The 21,493-nt window shown below is 64.5% G+C and carries 21 protein-coding genes; 8 read left to right on the forward strand and 13 right to left on the reverse strand.

Features of this window, described 5'->3' with window-relative positions:
* Nucleotides 1–65: 65 nt before the first annotated feature.
* The gene (locus tag WFR25_RS02835; RefSeq protein WP_336968308.1) at nt 66–1,337 is read left to right on the forward strand and encodes a spinster family MFS transporter; all 1,272 of its coding nucleotides are present in this window, start codon (nt 66–68) and stop codon (nt 1,335–1,337) included.
* Between the two features lie 61 nt (nt 1,338–1,398).
* Here WFR25_RS02835 and WFR25_RS02840 read toward each other — a convergent pair whose 3' ends face one another.
* Both WFR25_RS02840 and WFR25_RS02845 read right to left on the reverse strand, forming a co-directional pair.
* Nucleotides 1,399–2,976 (reverse strand): peptide chain release factor 3, encoded by a 1,578-nt coding sequence (locus WFR25_RS02840; protein ID WP_336968311.1) that lies wholly within the window; start codon nt 2,974–2,976, stop codon nt 1,399–1,401.
* A gap of 56 nt (nt 2,977–3,032) precedes the next feature.
* Nucleotides 3,033–3,914, reverse strand: coding sequence for an aldose 1-epimerase family protein (locus WFR25_RS02845; RefSeq protein ID WP_336968314.1), 882 nt, complete (start codon nt 3,912–3,914; stop codon nt 3,033–3,035).
* Between the two features lie 150 nt (nt 3,915–4,064).
* Here WFR25_RS02845 and WFR25_RS02850 point away from each other — a divergent pair, with 150 nt between their 5' ends.
* Nucleotides 4,065–4,673, forward strand: coding sequence for a hypothetical protein (locus WFR25_RS02850; RefSeq protein WP_336968317.1), 609 nt, complete (start codon nt 4,065–4,067; stop codon nt 4,671–4,673).
* Here the strand turns inward: WFR25_RS02850 and pheT are convergent.
* The 6 genes from pheT to hisN form a co-directional block, all read right to left on the reverse strand.
* Entirely contained in the window at nt 4,618–7,047 is a 2,430-nt protein-coding gene (pheT, locus tag WFR25_RS02855) for a phenylalanine--tRNA ligase subunit beta (RefSeq protein WP_336968319.1), read from the reverse strand. The genes WFR25_RS02850 and pheT overlap by 56 nt on opposite strands.
* Nucleotides 7,044–8,135 (reverse strand): phenylalanine--tRNA ligase subunit alpha, encoded by a 1,092-nt coding sequence (pheS, locus tag WFR25_RS02860; RefSeq protein ID WP_336968321.1) that lies wholly within the window; start codon nt 8,133–8,135, stop codon nt 7,044–7,046. Before pheS ends, pheT begins: the two co-directional genes overlap by 4 nt.
* Before the next feature lie 71 nt (nt 8,136–8,206).
* Nucleotides 8,207–8,830: a LysE family translocator gene (locus WFR25_RS02865; RefSeq protein ID WP_336968324.1), complete on the reverse strand. Its 624-nt coding sequence runs from the start codon at nt 8,828–8,830 to the stop codon at nt 8,207–8,209.
* Nucleotides 8,831–8,920: 90 nt separating this feature from the next.
* Nucleotides 8,921–9,286, reverse strand: coding sequence for a 50S ribosomal protein L20 (gene rplT / locus WFR25_RS02870; RefSeq protein ID WP_336968327.1), 366 nt, complete (start codon nt 9,284–9,286; stop codon nt 8,921–8,923).
* 13 nt (nt 9,287–9,299) lie between these two features.
* The gene (rpmI, locus tag WFR25_RS02875) at nt 9,300–9,503 is read right to left on the reverse strand and encodes a 50S ribosomal protein L35 (RefSeq protein ID WP_336968329.1); all 204 of its coding nucleotides are present in this window, start codon (nt 9,501–9,503) and stop codon (nt 9,300–9,302) included.
* A gap of 197 nt (nt 9,504–9,700) precedes the next feature.
* A complete protein-coding gene (gene hisN / locus WFR25_RS02880) occupies nt 9,701–10,495 on the reverse strand; it encodes a histidinol-phosphatase (protein WP_336968331.1) in 795 nt (264 codons plus the stop codon).
* Nucleotides 10,496–10,577: 82 nt separating this feature from the next.
* Between hisN and WFR25_RS02885 the strand changes: the two genes are divergently transcribed.
* Both WFR25_RS02885 and WFR25_RS02890 read left to right on the forward strand, forming a co-directional pair.
* Nucleotides 10,578–11,006: a VOC family protein gene (locus WFR25_RS02885; RefSeq protein WP_336968333.1), complete on the forward strand. Its 429-nt coding sequence runs from the start codon at nt 10,578–10,580 to the stop codon at nt 11,004–11,006.
* A gap of 54 nt (nt 11,007–11,060) precedes the next feature.
* Nucleotides 11,061–11,294, forward strand: a complete 234-nt coding sequence (locus WFR25_RS02890; protein ID WP_336968335.1) for a hypothetical protein — start codon at nt 11,061–11,063, stop codon at nt 11,292–11,294.
* 25 nt (nt 11,295–11,319) lie between these two features.
* Here the strand turns inward: WFR25_RS02890 and WFR25_RS02895 are convergent, their stop codons facing one another.
* Nucleotides 11,320–12,255, reverse strand: coding sequence for a ribose-phosphate pyrophosphokinase (locus tag WFR25_RS02895; protein WP_336968337.1), 936 nt, complete (start codon nt 12,253–12,255; stop codon nt 11,320–11,322).
* Between the two features lie 121 nt (nt 12,256–12,376).
* On the opposite strand from WFR25_RS02895, the gene WFR25_RS02900 reads away from it, so the two are divergent.
* A complete protein-coding gene (locus WFR25_RS02900; RefSeq protein ID WP_336968340.1) occupies nt 12,377–14,038 on the forward strand; it encodes an NAD+ synthase in 1,662 nt (553 codons plus the stop codon).
* A gap of 80 nt (nt 14,039–14,118) precedes the next feature.
* Nucleotides 14,119–15,441: a glutamate--tRNA ligase gene (gene gltX, locus WFR25_RS02905; RefSeq protein WP_336968343.1), complete on the forward strand. Its 1,323-nt coding sequence runs from the start codon at nt 14,119–14,121 to the stop codon at nt 15,439–15,441.
* A 581-nt stretch (nt 15,442–16,022) separates the two neighbouring features.
* Here gltX and WFR25_RS02910 read toward each other — a convergent pair.
* The 4 genes from WFR25_RS02910 to hemC all read right to left on the reverse strand — a co-directional run bounded on the left by WFR25_RS02910 (nt 16,023) and on the right by hemC (nt 19,406).
* Nucleotides 16,023–16,778 (reverse strand): esterase/lipase family protein, encoded by a 756-nt coding sequence (locus tag WFR25_RS02910; RefSeq protein WP_336968345.1) that lies wholly within the window; start codon nt 16,776–16,778, stop codon nt 16,023–16,025.
* Nucleotides 16,779–16,886: 108 nt separating this feature from the next.
* Nucleotides 16,887–17,720 (reverse strand): hypothetical protein, encoded by an 834-nt coding sequence (locus WFR25_RS02915; protein ID WP_336974631.1) that lies wholly within the window; start codon nt 17,718–17,720, stop codon nt 16,887–16,889.
* A 52-nt stretch (nt 17,721–17,772) separates the two neighbouring features.
* Entirely contained in the window at nt 17,773–18,480 is a 708-nt protein-coding gene (locus tag WFR25_RS02920) for a uroporphyrinogen-III synthase (RefSeq protein WP_336968348.1), read from the reverse strand.
* Nucleotides 18,477–19,406: a hydroxymethylbilane synthase gene (gene hemC / locus WFR25_RS02925; RefSeq protein ID WP_336968350.1), complete on the reverse strand. Its 930-nt coding sequence runs from the start codon at nt 19,404–19,406 to the stop codon at nt 18,477–18,479. Before hemC ends, WFR25_RS02920 begins: the two co-directional genes overlap by 4 nt.
* Nucleotides 19,407–19,450: 44 nt before the next feature.
* On the opposite strand from hemC, the gene tsaD reads away from it, so the two are divergent.
* Complete coding sequence (tsaD, locus tag WFR25_RS02930; protein ID WP_336968353.1) at nt 19,451–20,485, forward strand: tRNA (adenosine(37)-N6)-threonylcarbamoyltransferase complex transferase subunit TsaD; 1,035 nt, start codon at nt 19,451–19,453, stop codon at nt 20,483–20,485.
* Entirely contained in the window at nt 20,482–21,453 is a 972-nt protein-coding gene (locus WFR25_RS02935) for an NAD(P)H-dependent glycerol-3-phosphate dehydrogenase (protein WP_336968356.1), read from the forward strand. Before tsaD ends, WFR25_RS02935 begins: the two co-directional genes overlap by 4 nt.
* The last annotated feature ends 40 nt before the right edge of the window (nt 21,454–21,493 follow it).

Here is a 21,493-nt window from a genome sequence, read left to right on the forward strand (position 1 = left end):
TCTTGCCGCCCCCCTTGTCTCATGGCGTCATCCCCGCAAAAGCGGGGATGACGAAAGGATCGCCGATGGACGCTGCCACCCAGACTCCGACGATCGCGCCTCCGACCCGCGCCTATCGCGGCGTCGTACTCGCGATGCTGTTGTTGGTTTACACATTCAACTTCCTCGACCGGCAGATCCTCGGCATCCTGGCTGGCCCGATCAAGGCGGAGCTGGGCCTGACCGACACGCAATTGGGCGCGCTGGGCGGCATTGCCTTCGCATTGCTCTATTCGACGCTGGCGATACCGTTGGCGCTGCTGGCGGACCGCACCAGCCGCACCTGGGTCATTACCGTCAGCCTTGGCATCTGGAGCGGCTTTACCGCGCTGTGCGGTGTAGCAGGCAGCTTCTGGCAGTTGTTCGCCTTCCGTGTGGGCGTGGGCGTGGGTGAGGCGGGGGGCGTCGCGCCGTCCTATGCCGTCATCTCCGATTATTTCCCACCCGACCGGCGCGCGCGGGCGCTCTCCATTTATTCGCTCGGCATTCCGTTGGGATCGGCAGGCGGCGTGCTGCTGGGCGGCTATATCGCGCAGGCGGTGGAGTGGCGCACCGCTTTCCTTGTCGTCGGTCTGCTGGGCCTGATGATCGCCCCGGTCTTCCGCCTCGTCGTCCGCGAACCCGTGCGCCCGGTGCAGCAGGGGGACGTCGTGCCGGTCTCCGCCGTCTTCGGTATCCTGGCGGCAAAGCGTAGTTTCTGGTTTCTCGCGCTGGGCGCGGCATGCAGTTCTATGTGTGGCTATGGCGTCGCCTTCTGGCTGCCCAGCTTGCTGATGCGCAGCTTCGGCCTCGACCTGATGGGCGCGGGCCAGTTCCTTGGCGCGCTGCTGCTGATGGGTGGTGTCGCGGGCGTGCTGCTCGGTGGTTGGCTGGGTGACAGGCTGGGTGGCAAGGATAAGGCTGCCTATGCCTGGGTACCCGCCGTCAGCTATATCGTCGGGATGCCGTTGTTCGTCATCGGCGTCCTCTCCAGCAGCGTCACGGCTGCCTTCCTGCTGTTCCTGATCCCGCAGGCGCTGGTCTATGTCTGGCTCGGCCCGGTCCTCACCGCCGTCCAGCACCTCGTCCCCGCGCATATGCGCGCCAGTGCGGCCGCCAGCTTCCTGCTCATCAATAATCTGGTGGGATTGGGGCTGGGCAGCTGGAGCGTCGGTGCCCTGTCCGACGCGCTGACGCCCAGCTACGGCGCAGAGTCACTTCGCTATGCCATCATCGCCGCGCTGGGCTTCTACCTGCTCGCGGGCCTGTTCATGGCGCTGGCGGGCAAGCATCTGCGCAAGGATTGGGTGGCAGGCTAAAGCATTTTCTAAGCAGGTGGAATCACCTGCTGCCTCGGAAAATGCGCTAAATCAAAAGACTCTACCGCTCGCGCGTGGCGCTGAACTTCACCTTCGGGTGCCGTTCCTGCTGATAGCCGATGTCCCACGCACTCTTGGCCATGAAGACCAGATTGCCGTCGCGGTCCTTGGCCATGTTGCCGCCGTTGAACGACACGAAATCCTTGAGTGCCGCCTCTTCGCCGCCGATCCAGCGCGCGGTGTCGAAGGGGGACATTTCCAACCCCGCCGCGACCTTATATTCCGCCTCCAGCCGGGAAATCAGCACTTCAAGCTGCAATTGCCCGACCACGCCGACGATCCACTGGCTGCCGATCTCGGGATAGAAGACCTGAATGACGCCCTCTTCGGACAGGTCGTCCAGCGCCTTGCGCAACTGCTTGGTCTTGGTCGGGTCTTTCAATTGCACGCGGCGTAAAATTTCCGGCGCGAAATTGGGCAGGCCGGTAAAGCGCAGCCCCGGTTTTTCCGACAGCGTGTCGCCGACGCGCAGCGCGCCATGGTTGGGAATGCCGATGATGTCGCCTGGATAGGCCTCATCCGCCAATTCGCGGTCCTGCGCGAAGAACAGGATCGGCGAATGCACCGCCAGCGGCTTGCCCGACCCGGATGGAGTCAGCTTCATGCCGCGCCGGAACTTGCCTGAAACCAGCCGCATGAAGGCGATACGGTCGCGATGCTGCGGGTCCATATTGGCCTGCACCTTGAAGATGAAGCCGGTGACTTCATTATCCTCCGGTTCGACCGGCGCTGGCTCAGCGGGTTGCGGGCGCGGCGGCGGCGCGTGGGCGGCGAGCGCGTCGATCAGCTCAGTCACGCCAAACAGCTTCAACGCCGATCCGAAATAGACCGGGGTCAGGTCGCCATGACGATAACGGGCGAGGTCGAAATGCGCATAGCCGCCCTGCGATAGCTCGGCTTCCTCGCGCAGCTTGGCCAGGCCCCGTTTGGAGATGAATTCGGCAAGCCGGGGATCGTCCAGCCCCGTGAACTGCTGCCGGGTGCCGTCAAATTCCTTGCTCGGCCCGACCGGCTGCATCAACCGGTTGGTGGCAAAGTCGTACACCCCCTCAAACTCGCCGCCCATGCCGACCGGCCAGCTCATCGGGCACACGTCCAGTTGCAACTGGTCGGCCACCTCGTCCAGCAAACCGAACGTCTCGCGGCCTTCGCGATCCACCTTGTTGACGAAGGTGATGATCGGCACGTTGCGCAGACGGCAGACCTCGAACAGCTTGCGCGTCTGCGGCTCGATGCCCTTGGCCGCGTCGATCACCATGACCGCCGAATCGACTGCCGTCAGCGTGCGATAGGTATCTTCGGAAAAATCCTCATGCCCCGGCGTGTCGAGCAGGTTGAAAGTGATCGTCTCGCCATCGCGCGTCCGCTCGAACGTCATGACGGAGGAGGTGACGGAGATGCCACGCTGCTGCTCGATCTTCATCCAGTCCGAACGGGCGCGCCGGTTCGCGCCGCGCGCCTTGACCTCACCGGCCAGATGGATCGCGCCACCTTCCAGCAGCAGCTTTTCAGTCAGGGTGGTCTTGCCCGCGTCGGGGTGGGAAATGATCGCGAAGGTGCGGCGGGATGGAATGCTCATAGGGGCGCCATATAGCGATTATTGCGGCCCGTACCAGCCGCCCGCGCTTTCACCCGTTAGGCGACCAGCGTCACCTCCATACGGAAGGCGCGTGTCTCGCCGGGTGCCAGCCGCATGATCCCGCTCTTGTCCCATACATCGCCCTCAAAGCCCACCGGGTCGGCCATGCCCGCCCAGGGTTCGACGCACAGATAATGTGCGCCCGGTCGCTGCCACAAGCCCAGCCAGGGCGTATCAGGAAAGTCGATCTTCAGGTGGGGCTGCCCCGGCACGCCCCAGAACAGGCTGCGGCTTTCCAGTGCGTCCCAGATCAGCGCATCCCCCTCGAACATCGCATGGGTCGGCGACAGGGTGTTGCCCACGACCGGCGAGGGGAAGTTTTCCAGCGCGATCAGCCCCGGCTCACTACCCACCTTGCGAATCGGCGCTGGCTCGGGCTTTTCAAACAGGATCCGGTGATCTTTGACCGCGCCGTCATAGGGCAGGGGCCAGGCGAAGGCCGGGTGATAGCCAAAGCTGAACGGCATGTCCGCTGCGTCCCGATTACTGACGCTGGCCGTCATCCGCAACGTCGCGCCTTCCAGCGCGAACGTCATGTCCAGCCGGAAGTCGAACGGATAGTCCGCCCGCGTTTCCGCGTTCGCCTCCAGCCGGAAGGTCACGGCTCCCTCATCCCGGCGCACCACGGCAAAAGGCATCCGACGCGCAAAACCATGCTGGGCCATCGGATAGGTCACGCCGTTCAGCCGATAGACGTCATCGCGCGACCGCCCGACAAAAGGAAACAGCAAGGGCGCGTGGCCACCCCACCAGCGCGGATCGGCATCGGTCATCAACGCGCGGTCCTGCGCATCCATCAGCGACCAGAGTTCGGCCCCCAGCGGATTGATCGCCGCAGTCAACTCGCCCGATTCTATGGTGATATGGTCTTCGCGCACGTGCCGCTCGCCTTATGTCGTTGCCGGTCCTGCATAACGGCGGTGTGGCCCGCTGTCTGCCCTTCCGTCTGCCCGCTCTTTGGCCGATCGTTTCGATCGGGGAACCAGAGGGATGGCTGGCCGGTTGAGCAGCGACAGGGAGACTATCCGATGATGTTAAGAGCCGCTTTGCTTTCACTTTTGCTGACCAGCGCCGCCGTGGCCCAGGACAAGCCGGCCAAAGACCAGACAGAAAATCAGAAAGATGCTACGGCGCCGGGGGAGCAGGACAAGCCGCGCGACGAGACGCTCGACAAGGCGGGCCGCATCGCCAGCCAGCCCGCGCGCGACGTCGGCATCGCCAAGACCGAAATCCCGCCGATCCTGCAAAAATCGACCGAAGCGCCCTATGCCATGCCCCCCAGCCGCACCTGCAAGGGGCTGAACGCCGCGATGGCTGAACTGACCGAGGCCCTTGGTCCCGATTTTGGCACGGGCAAGGCGAATAACGAGAATCGCACCGGCAAGATCATGGAGGCGGGTGGCCGCACCATCATCAACTCGCTGATCCCCTTTCGTGGACTCGTCCGCGAAGTGACCGGCGCGGCCCCAGCCGAACGCCGGCTTCAGGCTGCGATCAGTACCGGCCTCGCCCGCCGCGGCTTCCTGCGCGGCATGGCGACGAGCAAGGGATGCAAGATCACCGGGGAAGGCGCTGCGGCAGTCAGCCCCGCAACGTCCCGCCCAGCTTCTCCGCCGCCTTCACCACAGCCGCGCTGATCGCGTCCAGTTCTTCCTGTGAAAAGCTCTTTTCGCCAGGCTGCAGCGTGATTTCGATGGCGAGGGACTTCATGCCCTCGTCCACGCCTCGCCCGACGAAGACGTCGAACAGGCGTGCATCCACAATCGCCTTCTTGTCCGCGCTCCGTGCCGCGCGTACCAGCGCGTCGGCTTCCAGCGCCTCCGGCACGACGAAGGCGAAGTCGCGCTTCACCGCTTGCAAAACGGGTGGCGCATAGGGCGCGCGCATGAAGCCCGCCTTGCGCTTGGCGGGAATGGCATCAAGGAAAATCTCGGCTGCGACCACGGGGCCGGTCAGCCCGAACTGCTTGGCCAGCGAAGGATGCAGCACGCCATATTCGGCCAGTATCACCTTCGGTCCCAGCCGCAGCGTGCCCGACTGGCCGGGATGATAGGCGCCTGACGCTTCCCCAAAGTTTTGGAGGTTGCCGACCGGCGCACCGGCAGCGGCCAGCAGCGCCAGCACTTCCGCCTTGGCGTCATGGGCCGCGAAACCCTGCGCCTTGCCCGTCTGCCAGCCACGCGCGATCTTCTCGCCCGCCAGCAGGAAGCCGACGGTCGCGCGTTCCCAACTTCCATCATTCTGGCCGGAGAAGTAGCGCCGCCCAACTTCGAACAGGCGCACCGATGTTGCGCCGCGATCCATATTGCGCCGCGTTGCTGACAACAGGCCGGGCAACAGCGAAGGCCGCATGACCTTCAGATCCTCGGAAATCGGATTGGCCAGCGTCCAGTCACCGCCGCCGACCGATGCCGCTTCCTTTTCCGACAGGAAGGACCAGTTGATCGCCTCCGACAGCCCACGCGCCGCCGCCGTGCGCCGCACCCGGCGCTCGATCATCTGTTCGGGCGTCGCGGTCGGACGAGCCACGCCGGGGATGCGGGGCAGGGGGGTGGAGGGCACTTTGTCCAGCCCCACCATCCGCACGACCTCTTCCACCAGATCGGGTCCGCCGTCGATGTCGCGGCGCCAGCTTGGCACGGTCACGGTCCAGCCGTCCCGGCCATAGACGGGCGTGCCGTCCTGATAGTCGACGCTGACTTCGCCACCCTCGACCGCAAAGCCCAGCCGCTCCAGTATCGCTCTCTGCTCGTCGTCGGCGACATGTACGCCCGCCAGTCCCTCGCACAGCGCCGGATCATAGGCGATGGTGCGCGGAGCAACCGGTGGGACGCCCGCGCGCGTCGCCGCGCTGGGCGTTCCACCGCACAGCTTCACCACCAGATCGGTCGCGATCGACAGGCCGTCGTCCAGAAAGGCGGGATCGACCCCGCGCTCGAACCGGCCACGCGCGTCGCTCGACAGGTTCAGCGTCTGTCCCGTCATCGCGATCCGCTCGGGCGTGAAATAGGCGCATTCGATCAGCACGTCGGTCGTGCCCATCTGCGCGCCCGAATGTTCGCCACCCATGATGCCGCCAATGTCATGCACGGCTGCATCATCGGCGATCACGGTCATCGTTTCATCGACCGTGTAGCTCTTGCCGTTCAGCGCCACCACCTGCTCGCCGGGCTTGCCCTTGCGCGCGACGAGGCCACCCTTCAGCGTCGCCATGTCATAGACATGCAGCGGCCGGCCCAAATCGATCATGATATAGTTGGTGATGTCGACCAGCGTGCTGATCGGCTTCTGGCCGATCGCATTCAGCCGCTTGCTCATCCAGTCAGGCGACGTGCCATTAGTAACGCCCTTCACGGTGCGCGCATAGAAAGCCGGGCAGCCGTCCATATCCTCGGTTCGCACATTCGGGCCATCGCCCATGCCATCGATGATCGGCACGATGATCGCGTTCAGCGTGCCCAACCCGGCCGCGGCAAGGTCGCGGGCGATGCCGCGCACGCCCATGCAATCTTGCCGGTTCGGCGTGATCGACACGTCGATGACCGGATCGTTCAGCCCCGCCCAGTCGGCATAGACGCGGCCCAGCGGCGCATCGGCGGGCAACTCGATGATCCCGTCATGATCATCGCCCAGTTCCAGTTCGCGGGTCGAGCACATCATGCCGTTCGATTCGACACCGCGAATGGCGGCGACCTTCAACACCATAGCATTGGACGGCACCACCGCGCCGGGGCTGCCGAACACGCCGACCAGTCCTTCGCGCGCATTGGGCGCGCCGCATACGACCTGCAACGGGCCATCACCCGCATCGACGCTCAGCACCTGCAACTTGTCGGCCTGCGGATGCGGCGCGGCGCTCAGGACTTTCGCGATGCGGAACGCGCCCAGCTTCTCGGCCGGGTTCTCGACGCCCTCGACCTCCAGCCCGATATTGGTCAGGGCTTTCAGGATCGTCGGCAGATCGGCATCGGTATTGAGGTGCGATTTCAGCCAGCTCAAAGTGAACTTCATGCGCCCACTCCCCCCGACAGCGTGGGCACGTCCAGCGCCGAAAAACCATAATGGCGCAGCCAGCGCAGATCGCCGTCAAAGAAAGCGCGCAAGTCGTTCATCCCATATTTGAGCATCGCCAGCCGGTCGACCCCGGTGCCAAAGGCAAAGCCCTGCCACTCGTCGGGGTCGAGGCCGCACGCTTCGATCACCTTGCGATTGACCATGCCGCTGCCCAGCACTTCCAGCCAACCGCCATCGGGCGCATCGCCGTCGCCGCCGATCACCCGCTGTCCATTCACCAGCGTATAGCCGACATCGACCTCCACCGATGGTTCGGTGAAGGGGAAATAGCTGGGGCGCAGGCGCAGGACGATATCGTCCCGCTCGAAAAAGGCTTTGAGGAAGGTTTCCAGCGTCCATTTCAGATGGCCAAGGGTGATGCCCTTGTCGATCACCAGTCCCTCGATCTGATGGAACATCGGCGTATGCGTCGCGTCGCTGTCCGACCGATAGACCCGGCCCGGCGCGATGATGCGGATCGGCGGTTCCTGATTCATCATCGTGCGGATCTGCACTGGCGAGGTGTGGGTCCGCAGCAGCATCTTCTTGGCCGCGTCCCCAGCGGGGAAATAGAAAGTGTCGTGCATCGCCCGCGCCGGATGCGTCTCGGGGATGTTGAGCGCGGTGAAATTATGCCAGTCGTCCTCAATTTCCGGCCCCGTGGCGACTGAAAAGCCGAGGTCTGCGAAAATCTCCGCCAGTTCGTCCATCACCTGACTGACCGGATGCACCGACCCGACCGCACCAATGTCGGCGGGCAGGCTCATGTCGATCCGCTCGTCCGCGAGCCGCGCGTCCAGCGCCGCCTGTTCCAGCGCGCCCTTCCGCTCCGCCAGTGCCACCGTCACCGATTCGCGCAAATCCTGGATCGGTGGTCCCTTCTCCAGCCGCTCCTCCGGACTCATACCCCCCAGCGTCTTGAGCAGGCCGGTAATGACCCCCTGCTTACCCAACGCCCCAACGCGCAGGGCTTCGACCGCTTCGGGCGTGTGGGCGGCGGCGATGTCGGCCAGCAGGCCGGCCTTCAGAGCAGTGATTTCGGTCATGTCTTCCATTCAGCCTGGATGGCGGGGACGTTGTGGGCGGCCTTAGCGGTACGGAGCGTCCAAGAAAAGGGTCACACCCGATGTCCCAGCAATGCCGCGCCAAAGCCGACGAAGATCGTGCCGGTCACACGGTTGAACAGCCGCTGGCGGTTGGCCGGTTCCAGCCAGCGGGCCAGCGACCGCCCACCCATCGCATAGAGCGCGTACCAGAAACATTCGATCGCCGCGAAGGTGACGACCATGATCCCCAACTGCGGCGCAAAAGGCGCGCGTGCATTGACGAACTGCGGAAACAGCGCGGCAGCGAAGATGATGAGCTTGGGATTGGAGAGGCCGATCAGCAGCCCGCCGCGATAGAGCGATCCGGCCGACTGGACCGGACGTGTTGCGCCAGCCTCACCAGGCGATGTGACGGGCAAGCGCCACGCCTTGATCCCCAGCCAGATCAGATAGGCGACCCCGCCATAGCGCAGGACGTCGAACAAGCGCGGTTCGGCCTTCAGCAGAGTGCCAAGGCCGAATGCAGAGGCGAACAGGCACAGCAGCACTGCCGACAGGCACCCCATCATCGCAAAACCCGACCGGCGCGGGCCGACCTGAATCGAGCGCATCATGATGTGCAGCATGTTGGGACCGGGGGTCCCCGCGACCACGAAAACGGTCAGGACATAGAACCACCATGTGCCGATCTGCATATGTCTTCCTCCTGTTTGCGCGCTGCATAAACGAAAAGGGCGCCGGAAGCATCTGCCCCGGCGCCCTTTCGCGTGTCTGTCGCTTACAGCTTACGCCGCTGCGGGCAGAGCCGCTTTCGCCTGGGCGATGATGGCGCTGAATGCTTCGCCTTCATGCATGGCAATGTCGGCCAGAACCTTGCGGTCCAGTTGCACGCCAGCCAGCTTCAGGCCGTGCATGAACTGCGAATAGGTCAGACCCTCGGCGCGGACACCGGCGTTGATACGCTGGATCCACAGGCCGCGGAAGGTGCGCTTCTTAACCTTACGGTCGCGATACGCATATTGACCGGCCTTTTCGACCGCCTGACGGGCGATGCGGATGGTATTTTTGCGACGGCCATAATAGCCCTTCGCCTGTTCCAATATCCGCTTATGCTTTGCGCGGGTGGTAACACCCCGTTTGACGCGTGCCATTGTCCCTTACTCCTTACTTCAGGCCGTAGGGTGCCCAGAGGCGGACGTGCGCGACGTCGGACTCGGACAGCACGGAAGTGCCACGGTTCTGGCGAATATATTTTGCGTTGTGGCTGATCAAACGGTGGCGCTTGCCAGCGACACCATGCTTGACCTTGCCGGAAGCGGTGAACTTGAAGCGCTTCTTCACACCGCTCTTGGTCTTGAGCTTGGGCATTTTCGTCTCCTTGAAGCTTAATCACGGCATCTGGCAAAAGCCAGCGCCGCAGACGATTATGGACGGTCGCGGCAGCCCTACTGGCCGGATCATCCCATCAAATCCCGCAGGTCAAGACCCGACGGGAACGCGCGCCTATACGGGGGAAGCATCGCCAAGGCAAGCGATTCGCTGGAAAAGCGTCCGGTCTGGTCAATTCAACCGTGATGATGCCCCTCATGGCCCTGCGACAACGCTTCCAGCACATCGTCCATCCGCGCCGGATCGCCGATGGCGATGACCTTGCCGTCACTGTCGGCGGTCAGCGGATCGCCCGCCCAGTCGCACATCCGCCCACCCGCGCCCTCGACCACCGGCACCAGCGCGGCCAGATCGTGCAGTTTCAGCCCCGCCTCGACCACGATGTCGACATGGCCCGATGCCACCAGCCCGTAATTATAGCAGTCGCCGCCCCACACCGTGTCGCGGCACTGGCCCGCCAGCCGGGCGAAATGCTCGCCGGTGCAATCGGGGAAGAGTTGCGGCGCGGTACTGGCCAATATCGCTTGATCCAGATCGCGGCAGGTGCGGGTTATCACCGGCTTGTCGTTGAAGGTGGTCGGCTGTCCGCTCATTCCGGCCCAACGCTCCCTGGCGATCGGCTGGTCGATGATGCCGATGGTCGGCCAGCCGCCCTGTGTCAGAGCGATCAGCGTGCCGAAGATCGGTCGCCCGGCGATGAAGCTGCGCGTGCCGTCGATCGGGTCCAATATCCAGACCCGCTCGGCATCCTCACGGATCGCGCCATATTCCTCGCCGATGATGCCGTCATCGGGGCGTTCTTTTTCCAATATCGCACGAATCGCCGCTTCGGCGGCACGATCGGCTTCCGTCACCGGCGACTTGTCGGACTTATATTCCAAATCATAGCGGGCACGGAAAAAGGGGCGGATCGCCGCGCCAGCGGCATCGGCAAGGCGGTTGGCAAGGGCCAGATCTTCGCGCGTGGTCATGGCTCTGCGCCTAGCCGCTCCGGCCGCGCTGCGCTAGACTGGACTCGGTTTTGGTTCGATGATTCCCGATGAGGAGGTCAAGATGCCCGGTTCACCCGTCATACCCGGCCTGCGCTACGCCAACGCGCCCGCTGCGATCGATTTCCTGTGCGACGCCTTTGGATTCCAACGCCACGCCGTCTATCCCGATGAGGCTGATCCGACCATCATCCACCATGCGCAACTGGTCTTCGGCGATGGCATGATCATGCTGGGCAGCGTTCGCGACGGGGACGCCGAATCGCTCATCACATGGAAGACGCCGCGCGAACTTAATGGCGTGACCTTATGCACCTACCTCGTCGTGCCCGACGCTGATGCGCACTGCCTGCATGCCCGCAATGCCGGCGCGGTGGTGGTGAACGAGCCGCATGACAATGAAGGCTATCCGGGGCGCGGCTATGAGGCGCTGGATCCCGAAGGCAATGTCTGGAGCTTTGGCACCTACGATCCCTGGATCGACAAGGTTTAAGTCTTCGGCAACCCGCCCGTTCTATCCTGCGAAAAGCGAAAGGGATTTTTGGGCATGGCCCTGTTGGGGTGGATCATCGGCTTTATCGCCCTGTTCGGGGGACTGGCACTGCGGCAGGATATGCCGGTTGGCGGATCTGCCACGATCGCCAACGGCCTGTTTGTCCTCGCCCTACTCGCCTGCCCGCTGGTTTGGAACGCCAAACCGCTGGGCATCTCGCGCGGTCAGCGGATCGCCGCCGGACTCGCGCTTATCCTCTGCCTGCCGATCATCCTGTTCCCGGCCTGACAAGTCGCGCTGTGCGACTTCTCGATCAATCAAACAGGCTGGAGACGGAGCTTTCGTCGGCGATGCGCTTGATCGCTTCGCCCAGCAGAGGGGCGATCGGCAACTGACGGATGCGGCGGGAACTGCAAACAGCGTCGGTTCCCATGATCGAGTCGGTGATGACCAGTTCGGTCAGTTCCGAAGCATCGACTCGGGCGACGGCCCCACCAGACAAGACGCCATGGGTGACGTAAGCGACGACGCCCTCTGCGCCTGCGGCCAACAGGGCGGATGCCGCGTTGCACAGCGTTCCGCCCGAATCGACGATATCGTCGACCAGCACGCAGAAGCGGCCCTTCACGTCGCCGATGATGTTCATCACTTCCGATTCGCCCGCCCGCTCGCGCCGCTTGTCGACGATGGCGAGGGGGGCGTTGTCCAGTCGCTTGGCGAGTGCGCGGGCGCGCACCACGCCGCCGACGTCGGGCGACACGACCATGATATTCTTGTCGCCAAAGCGCGCCTGGATATCGGCGGACATCACCGGCGCGCCGAACAGATTATCGGTCGGAATGTCGAAGAAACCCTGGATTTGTCCGGCGTGCAGGTCGACCGACAGGACACGGTTGGCGCCTGCCGTGGTGATGAGGTTGGCGACCAGCTTGGCCGAAATCGGGGTGCGGGGACCGGGTTTGCGGTCCTGTCGGGCATAGCCGAAATAGGGAACGACCGCCGTGATCCGCTTGGCCGAGGCGCGTTTCAGCGCATCGATCATGATCAGCAATTCCATCAGATTGTCGTTGCACGGATAGCTGGTGGACTGGAGAACGAACACATCCTCGCCACGTACATTCTCATGGATTTCCACGAAAACTTCCTCGTCGGCAAAGCGCCGGACGCTGACGTTGGTCAGAGGGATTTCGATATAATCAGCGATGGCGGTGGCCAGCGGCAGGTTGGAATTGCCGGTCATGAGCTTCATCGGCCGAGTTCCCCGTGACAGATAGATGACTATGCGTGAGACGCCGCCCCTTTAGCGGCGAGATGCGACGCTGGAAAGGCGCTTTTGCGCCGTCCGGTAAAATGGGATAGGGGCGCTGCCCATGACCGACAGACTGACCATCGCCCTTGCCCAGCTGACCCAGTCGGTCGGCGACCTTACCGCCAACGCCGATGCGATGCTCGCCTGGCGTGAGAAGGCGAGGGCTGCGGACCTGATCGTCTTCCCCGAACTCCAGCTTATCGGCTATCCGCCAGAGGATCTGGTGCTGAAGCCCGCGCTGGTCGACCGCGCCAATCATGAACTGGACCGGTTGGCGCAGGCGACGGCGGATGGCGGCCCGGCGATGCTGGTCGGCACGGTGGTCGCGGCGCAAGGGGTGTTGTTCAACGTCGTGGCGTTGCTGGACGGCGGCGCCGTCACCGCCATCCGGCAAAAGCGCGAACTGCCCAATTACGGCACGTTCGATGAAAAGCGCCTGTTCGCCCCCGGCCCGCTGCCCGCGCCCATCGATTTTCGGGGCGTGAAGATCGGCGTGCCCATCTGTGAGGACATCTGGTTCCCCTTCGTCACCGCGCATCTTAAAAGTGAGGGCGCGGACATCCTCGTCAGCCCCAATGGCAGCCCCTATGAGGTCGGCAAGGACGACAAGCGTATTCAGGCTGTTGCGGGCACCCGTATCCGCGAAACCGGCCTGCCGCTCGTTTATCTGAACCGTGTTGGCGGGCAGGATGAACTGGTGTTCGATGGTGCGTCCTTCGTGCTGGGCGCTGACCTTGAACTGCGCCATCAGATGCCCGACTGGGACGAGGCGCTGACGCTGACCCATTGGGAAAAGCGCAATGGCGCATGGGATTGCCTGCCCGGTGAGATCCACCCGCTCGATGAGCATCCCGCCGATATCTACAACGCCATGGTTCTTGGCCTGCGTGACTATGTGAACCGCAACCGCTTCCCCGGTGTCGTGCTGGGCCTGTCGGGTGGCATCGATTCGGCCCTGTCCGCTGCCGTCGCGGTTGACGCACTGGGCGCGGAGCGGGTGTGGTGCGTGATGATGCCCTCGCGCTTCACCAGTCAGGACAGCCTGGACGATGCGGTCGAATGCGCCCGCCTGCTGGACGTCCGCTATGATACGATTCCCATCGAACCGGCGGTCGGCGCTTTCGACACGATGCTGGCCCCTCCCTTCGCGACCCGCCAGCGCGACATCACCGAGGAAAATATCCAGTCGCGCATCCGGGGCGTGACCCTGATGGCCCTTTCCAATAAGTTCGGCCACATGCTGCTGACGACAGGCAACAAGAGCGAGATGTCGGTCGGCTATGCCACCATCTATGGCGACATGGCGGGCGGTTATTCGGTGCTGAAAGATGCCTACAAGACCACCGTTTTTGACTTGTCCCGCTGGCGGAATGAGAATGTGCCGTCGCTTGGGGCTGGCCTTGGTCCGTCCGGCCCGGTCATGCCCGACCGCGTCATCACCAAGCCGCCCAGCGCCGAACTGCGCGAGGATCAGCGCGATGACGACAGCCTGCCCCCCTATGAGATACTGGACCCCATCCTCTATGGTCTGGTCGAGGAGGAATTGTCGGTCGAGCAACTGGTCGCGCGTGGTTTCGAGCGTGAGACGGTGGCCCGGATCGAGCGCCTCCTCTACGTCGCCGAATATAAACGCCGACAGGCCCCTCCCGGCGTAAAGCTCGGCACCCGCAACTTCGGTCGCGACCGTCGCTACCCGATCACGAACGCTTTTCGCACATTGTAATCCACTCAATCCCGTTCGCTTCGAGCGAAGTCGAGAAGCGCCTCTCGACAGGCGCGGCCCGAACGGAGATGGAAGCATCCATGACCATAACCCGCTTCGCCCCGTCGCCCACCGGGCACCTGCATGTCGGCAATATCCGTGCCGCGCTCCATAACTGGCTCTATGCGCGCCAGAGCGGCGGGCGCTTCCTGCTGCGTCTCGATGATACCGACCTGGAACGCTCGCGCCCTGAATATGCCGATTCGATTCGCGCCGACCTGACATGGCTCGGCCTGCTGCCAGATGCGGAAGTTCGCCAGTCCGACCGTTTCGCCCTGTACGAACAGCAGTTCGCGGCGCTGAAAGCATCTGGGCATGTCTACCCCGCCTATGAAAGCGCGCAGGAACTCGACCTGCGCCGCAAAGTCCTGCTCGGTCGCGGCCTGCCGCCGGTCTATGACCGCGCCGCCCTGTCGCTAACCCCCGACCAGATCGCCGCCTATGAAGCCGAAGGCCGCACCCCCCATTGGCGCTTCAGGCTCGACCACGCCCTGCCCATCACCTGGACCGACCTGATCCGTGACGCGCAGCATTTCGACCCGAAACTCCTGTCCGATCCGGTCATCCGCCGGGCCGATGGCTCATGGCTCTATATGCTCCCCTCGGTCATTGACGACATTGACATGGGCATCACCCATGTCGTGCGGGGCGAGGATCATGTGTCCAACACCGCCACCCAGATTCAGATGTTCGCGGCCCTTGGCGCGCCGATCCCGTCCTTTGCCCATGAAGCGCTGCTGACCGGCAGCGAAGGCAAGCTGTCGAAGCGCCTCGGCTCGCTCGGCGTCGTCCATTTCCGCGAGATGGGGCTGGAGCCGATGGCGATCGTCTCATTGCTGGCGCGGCTGGGCACCAGCCAGCCGGTCGAGCCGTTCGCCGACGCCAGCGCGCTGATCGACAGTTTCGACTTCTCCCATTTCGGCCGCGCGCCCGCACGCTTCGACGAGGCGGAATTGGCGGCCCTCAACCAGAAAATCCTCCACCACCTCCCCTATGCAACCGTCGCCGACCGCTTGCCGGACGGCATGGGCGAAGCGGCATGGACAGCGATCCAGCCCAATCTGGAAACGCTGGGGGGAGCCGCCGAATGGTGGCGCATCGTCACCGGTCCGATCGATGCGCCCACTGCCGATCCCGAGGATGCCGACTTCCTGAAGGCTGCCCAAGCGATCCTCTCGACGCTCCCCTTTGATGAAAGCATCTGGCGGACCCTGACCGACGCGCTGAAAGCTGAGACGGGACGCAAGGGCAAAACCCTCTTCCTCCCCCTCCGCCGCGCCTTGACAGGCCGCGATCACGGCCCGGACATGGCCGCGCTCCTGCCGCTGATCGGTCTGGAAGAGGCGCTGCAACGACTGGGCTGAGCGCGCTTTGATTATTTGGGGTGGTTTGCGGTCCGTCCGCTATTGCTTAACGTCCGACCCAAGCGCTTTGCGCGTAATTCATGGCAGTTGCTGCTCCGGAAGGCAGCGCAACCAAATCGCCGCAAATATCGTCAAGCTGCCCATCCTTGGAATGTAAGGGCGCTGCATCAGGCGTCGTCGATCCATATTGGTTAGCCCCCACATATGTTCGACCGCCTAAATTGTGCACCAATCTTGCTGAGCAATCGATCCGCAAGTCTATGATGGTGTAGGCCGGTAGCCGGGGTCCAAAAAACTGTTCCTTAAGGACGATAACCATAGCACCCTCGATAACAGGGGCGGAGCGAACCAACCCGTCGACATCCACTGCCATGGCAACCTTATCGGTACGTTTTCTCCCGCCAATCTCCCGCAGCAGCCTTAGCGGCCGTAAATATCAACAGCGCAGTAGCCGCACCTCTTAGCAACACACAGCCATAATATGCGCGCATGATTTTGCTTTCGTCCCCGAATTAAGTGCTGTCCGGTATCAAAACTCTCAATTGTCCGCAAATGGTCGTTAGGGGTCGCCCCACAAACCCCTAAACGCCCCGCAGCATCTCCAGCGCGCGTCCCACGGCCGCAATCCCCTCGGGCGCGGCAGCGAAGCCCATATGGCTGCAATCCACTTCGATCGCCCGGTCGCGCTCGCCCGCGCGTCCCGCCGCGCATTCGGGTCGCACCACGCCGTCGCGCGCCGACCAGAGCGCGATCGTCGGCACCGGTGGCTTCTCCTCGCGGATGCAAGGGAAGGGCGGGGTGTCGACCGCATGGCCCGACACTAGCTGATAGAGCCGCCAGGCCCAGTTGGCGCGTGGGTCGCCGGAGAAGGGCGTGCCCATCGTCACGACGGCATTGACCTTGACGCTCGCATATTTGGCATATTCCCGCGCGAACAGGCCGCCCAGGCTCCAGCCCACCAACGTCACCGGCTGCCCGCTGCTCTGGCGAATCGCGTCGACGCGGCGGTCGATCTGCTCCAGCGTGTCCAGTTTCGGCCCATAATTGCGGCCCATGCCCCAGTCATGCGCGTCATAGCCCGCCATCGCCAGCACGTCGCGCAGCGGCTGCATCCGCGCTTCCGACGCCATCAGGCCAGGGATCAGCAGGACGGACCCGCCATCGGACTCCATGTCCGCCGCCAGAGTGTCGGCCATCGTCCGCGTCCGCTTGAGGTCGAACGGCAACGCCGCATTACCCAGCAGATGCCCGACCGGTGGCAGCGCGGCGATCCGCGCGCCGGGCGCGAAACGGCTTCTGCGAAGCTGGTTGAGGGCATAAACGGACGGGGCTTGCACGAATCGGTATCCTGATCCTTGGGGAAAAGGTGACATATTCATGACAAACGCTGGTGACGTCTATAGGTTTCAGCGTGAAATTGAATCCATTGGTCGCATGCGGGTATGTCAGGGGGCCAGTGGCGATGTCTGACTTACATTCTCGCCGTCGCTCGTCCGCAACTGGCGCGGTTCCAGTATCGCTGCCGTCTCGATCAGGTCCAGCGCCCGGTGCGCTTCCTGATAGCGACGGGCATATTCGGTCCAGCGGGCGGCAACTGCCCTGCCCGGCATCCGTTCCACTTCCGTGAGCGCGTTGCTGACCCGGCCTGCGTCGATATAGCGCAGCGCCCGTTCTAGCGCGGCTTGCGGGCGAGGGGAGGGGGTGGTCGTCTTGCGGAGCGTTACCAGCGCCTTGGCTTCCTGTTCCATTGCATCCCACCAACTGACGTTGGATGGGTTGCGCGTCACCTGGTCGGACACAGCCAGCAGTCCGGCGCGCAGGTCGATCAGCGTCACCGGCTCTCGCGCGGCGTTGATGATGGTCGCGACGGCGCGTGGTTGCGCTTGTCCAAAGCGCAGGCGCAATTGGCCCTCGACATAGCCCAGCGGCGTTCCACCATCGAGCGCGCGGCGCGCGGCAAAGGCGACCAGCAGCCCCTCGGCCCGGGCGGCATTGCTGGACGCGGCCTGGGCCTCCACGGTGATGCGATTTAGGCGATCTTCAAGCTGTACCACCCGCATATCCACCATGCGCGCGGCGTCGGCGTTCAATGGCTGGGCATAGGGCGGGGCCGCGCGATCCATCGCGGTCACGGGCAAGCGGGCGGCGGCACTGGTCGCGCGATCTCCACCCTGCCACCAACGTTCCAGAGAAGGTATGGTCCAGATGGTCGCGCCGACGCCGACCGCAAAGGCGATCAGTAGCCCGATCAGCAGCCAGGGGCCGCGTCGTGCGGGCATCACGGGGGGCGCAACGACGTGCCCGATATCCTCGTCACCACTGATCAAGGGGTCAGCTTCCTCCGTCGGCATGTTTGGCATGGCTGTGTCCTTCGCACAACAGCGCCGCGAGCGCCAGCATCGCCGTATCGTTGGGGGCGTCGGCGGCCCGCGCGCTCGCCCAGCCTTCGCCGCACGTTGCCAGCGCCGCTGGGCTGATGGCGACGATATGCAATGCGTGCCGTGCTGCCTCGTCCACCAGCGCATTCAGCCGTCCACCCGCGCGGGGCGAATGGACCATCAGCACCGTATCCGGCTCCAACACCGCCGCCAGCGCCGCGCGATCCGCCGCTTCCACTGCCGCATAGAGCGCCTCACGCCGAATACGCAACGGACCCGGATCAAAGGGCGCGACATCCTCCCCCGCCAGATGCAGCACGACACGATGGCCATCCGCCACGATCCGCGCGGCGATGGCGGCGCCGTCGGTGTTCCCCACCGTCACGTTCCTGAACCCCGCGGCGTCCAATGCCTGCGCCGTCGCCTTGCCCACGGCGTAGCTGGGCAGGCCATGATAACGCGCCAGGTCGGCTCCGCCCGTTCGCACGGCCTGCGCGCTCGTCACCAGCAGCGCATCGAAATCGGTGGCGGGTGGCGGCGCCCAGGCGATCGGCGCGATTCGGAACAGCGGGCAGGCGGTGGTCGCGATACCCAGCATGGCCGCCTTCGCCATCGTGTTGGACGCCCCCGGCTCAGGCCGCAGTACGATCAGCCGACTCACGCCCCCTCGAACAGCGCGCGCAGCGCCGGGCTGGCCCGATCCAACAGTTCTTTACCCAGCGCCATCGCCGCATCGGGGTTCCCGCGATCTATGTTCAGTTCGCCACCCACCTGGTCGGTGCCTTCGGCGGTCAATATTTCCGCCCGAATATGCACTCTGCCGCCATCTATCCGCGCCAACGCTGCGATCGGCGAATGGCATGTGCCGCCCAGCGCCCGCAGCACTGCGCGTTCCGCCATCACGCAATCGAAGGTATCTGCATCGTTGATCGCCGCCAGCCAGTCCCGCATCTGCCGGTTCGCCGCCAGCGTCTCGATCCCCACCGCGCCTTGCGCCGGAGCGGGCAGCATCTCGTCCAGTTCGATCGTCGTGCCGATGTCGCTTCGGCCCAGCCGGTCCAGCCCCGCCGCTGCCAGCAGCGTGGCATGGGCAAAGCCCTGTTCCAGCTTGGCGAGCCGCGTCGCCACATTGCCGCGAAACAGGATGATCGACGCATCGGGTCGCGTCCGGCGGACCTGCGCGGCGCGGCGCGGGGAACTGGTGCCCACCACCGGCTTGTCCGGCAGCGCCGCCAGGCTTGTCGCGCCGACCAGCCGATCGCGCACATCGGCGCGGGGCAGCATCGCGGCGATGGCGATGTCGGCAGGCCGGATCGTCTCCACATCCTTCATCGAATGAACCGCAAAGTCGATCTCGCCCTCGACCAGCGCCCGGTCCAGCTCCTTGGTCCACAGCGCCTTGCCGCCGATATCGGCAAGAGCACGGTCCTGGATGCGGTCGCCGCTGGTCTGCACAATCACGGTCTGGATGGCATCGTCTCGCCAGCGATGGCGGGTGATTAGCGCCTGTGTGGTCATGCGTGCCTGGGCCAGCGCCAGCGGTGAGCCGCGGGTGCCAAGGCGAAGGGGAGAAGAGGGGGAGGACATATGCAGCTTGCTCTAATCATCGCGGACATTAGATGGAAGCGGCAATGACGATCATCCTTGGCCTTGAATCAAGCTGCGACGAAACGGCAGCCGCGCTGGTAACGGCCGATGGCAAGGTGCTGGCCCATCGCCTTGCCACGCAGGAGGAAGCGCATCGCCCCTATGGCGGCGTTGTTCCTGAAATTGCCGCGCGCGCGCATGTCGAGGCGCTGATGCCACTGGTGGAGGGCGCTCTTGCCGATGCAAAACTGACGCTGGCGCAGGTCGACGTGATCGCGGCGACGGCGGGTCCGGGCCTGATCGGTGGCGTGATGGTCGGCCTCGTCACCGGGAAAGCGCTGGCCCATGCGGCGGGCAAGCCGCTGGTCGCGGTCAATCATCTGGAGGGGCACGCCCTCTCGCCCCGCCTCGCCGATCCGACGCTTGCATTCCCCTATATGCTGCTGCTGGTTTCGGGCGGCCATTGCCAGTTGCTTCATGTTCGCGGCCCCGGCGATTATGTGCGGCTCGCCACCACCATCGACGATGCGGCGGGCGAAGCCTTTGACAAGACCGCCAAGCTGCTGGGTCTGGGCTATCCCGGCGGCCCGGCGGTCGAGAAGGCTGCGGCGAAGGGCGATCCAAAGGCTGTTCGACTGCCCCGTCCCCTGCTCGGCACCGCCGAACCGCATTTTTCCTTCGCAGGGTTGAAAAGCGCAGTCATGCGGGCGGTGCAGTCTGGGGAACACAGTGTCGAAGATATCGCCGCCAGTTTTCAGCAGGCTGTCATCGACTGCCTCGTCGATCGCACTCGCCGCCAATTGGTGGACGCGACCGGAATCAGCGCGCTGGTCGTCGCGGGCGGCGTGGCTGCCAACAGCGCGATCCGCGCTGCGCTTGAAGCGCTCGCTGCCGATCATGGCGTGCCCTTTGTCGCCCCGCCGATGTGGTTGTGTACCGATAATGCAGCGATGATCGCCTGGGCGGGCGCGGAGCGCTATGCTGCGGGGATGACCGATGACCTCACCGTTCCCGCCCGGCCCCGCTGGCCGCTCGACCCCGCCGCCGAAAAGGCGCGCGGCGCCGGAGTTAAGGCATGAAGGCGGGCGTCATCGGCGCTGGCGCCTGGGGCACCGCGCTCGCGCAGGTGCTGGCGGCGGACGGGCAGGAGGTGCTGCTCTGGGCGCTGGAGGATGAGGTGGTGGCCGCTATCAACGCGATCCACGCCAATCCGCTCTATCTGCCCGGTACGCCGCTCCATTCCAGCATCCGTGCGACCTTCGCCATGACGGACCTGGCTGTCTGCGACATGCTGTTGGTCGTGACCCCGGCCCAGCATTTGCGCAGCGCATTGGCGCAGGCCCCCGCCGCGACGCCGCTGATCCTCTGTTCCAAGGGGATAGAGGCAGGCACGGGCCTGTTGATGTCGGAGGTTGTCGCGCAGATCCGCCCCGACGCCCCGATTGCCGTCCTTTCCGGCCCCACCTTTGCCCATGAAGTCGCGGCCGGGCTACCAACCGCCGTGACCCTGGCCTGTGATGATGCGGACATCGCCCGGGCAATCGCCGCGCGCATCGCCCGGCCCGCCTTTCGCCCATATCTGTCTGACGATGTGATCGGCGCGGAAATTGGCGGCGCGGTCAAGAATGTGCTCGCCATCGCCTGCGGCGTAGCCGACGGGGCGGGGCTTGGCCTCAATGCGCGCGCCTCGCTCATCAGTCGGGGCTTTGCGGAAATGACGCGGTTCGGCCTGGCACGGGGGGCGCGGGCGGAAACGCTGGGCGGCCTTTCGGGGCTGGGCGACCTTGTCCTCACCTGTTCTTCCACCAATTCGCGCAATTTCTCTTTGGGCAAGGGGCTGGGCGAGGGGCAGTCGGCATCGGTCCTGCTGGCCAACCGCCGAACGGTGGCGGAGGGGGCCTTCACCGCCCCCGGGCTGCGCGATGCGGCGCGCGCCGCCGGCGTCGAAATGCCGGTGGTGGAGGCGGTCTGTGCGCTGCTGGATGGCAGCGCGCCGGTCGCGCAGGTGGTCGAGGCGCTGCTCGCGCGTCCGCTGCGTCCCGAATAACATCGCGTCGCGACCAAACATTGCCTAATATAGCCGCAAA

This window comes from Sphingobium aromaticiconvertens, from assembly GCF_037154075.1.
Taxonomy (GTDB): Bacteria; Pseudomonadota; Alphaproteobacteria; order Sphingomonadales; family Sphingomonadaceae; genus Sphingobium; species Sphingobium aromaticiconvertens.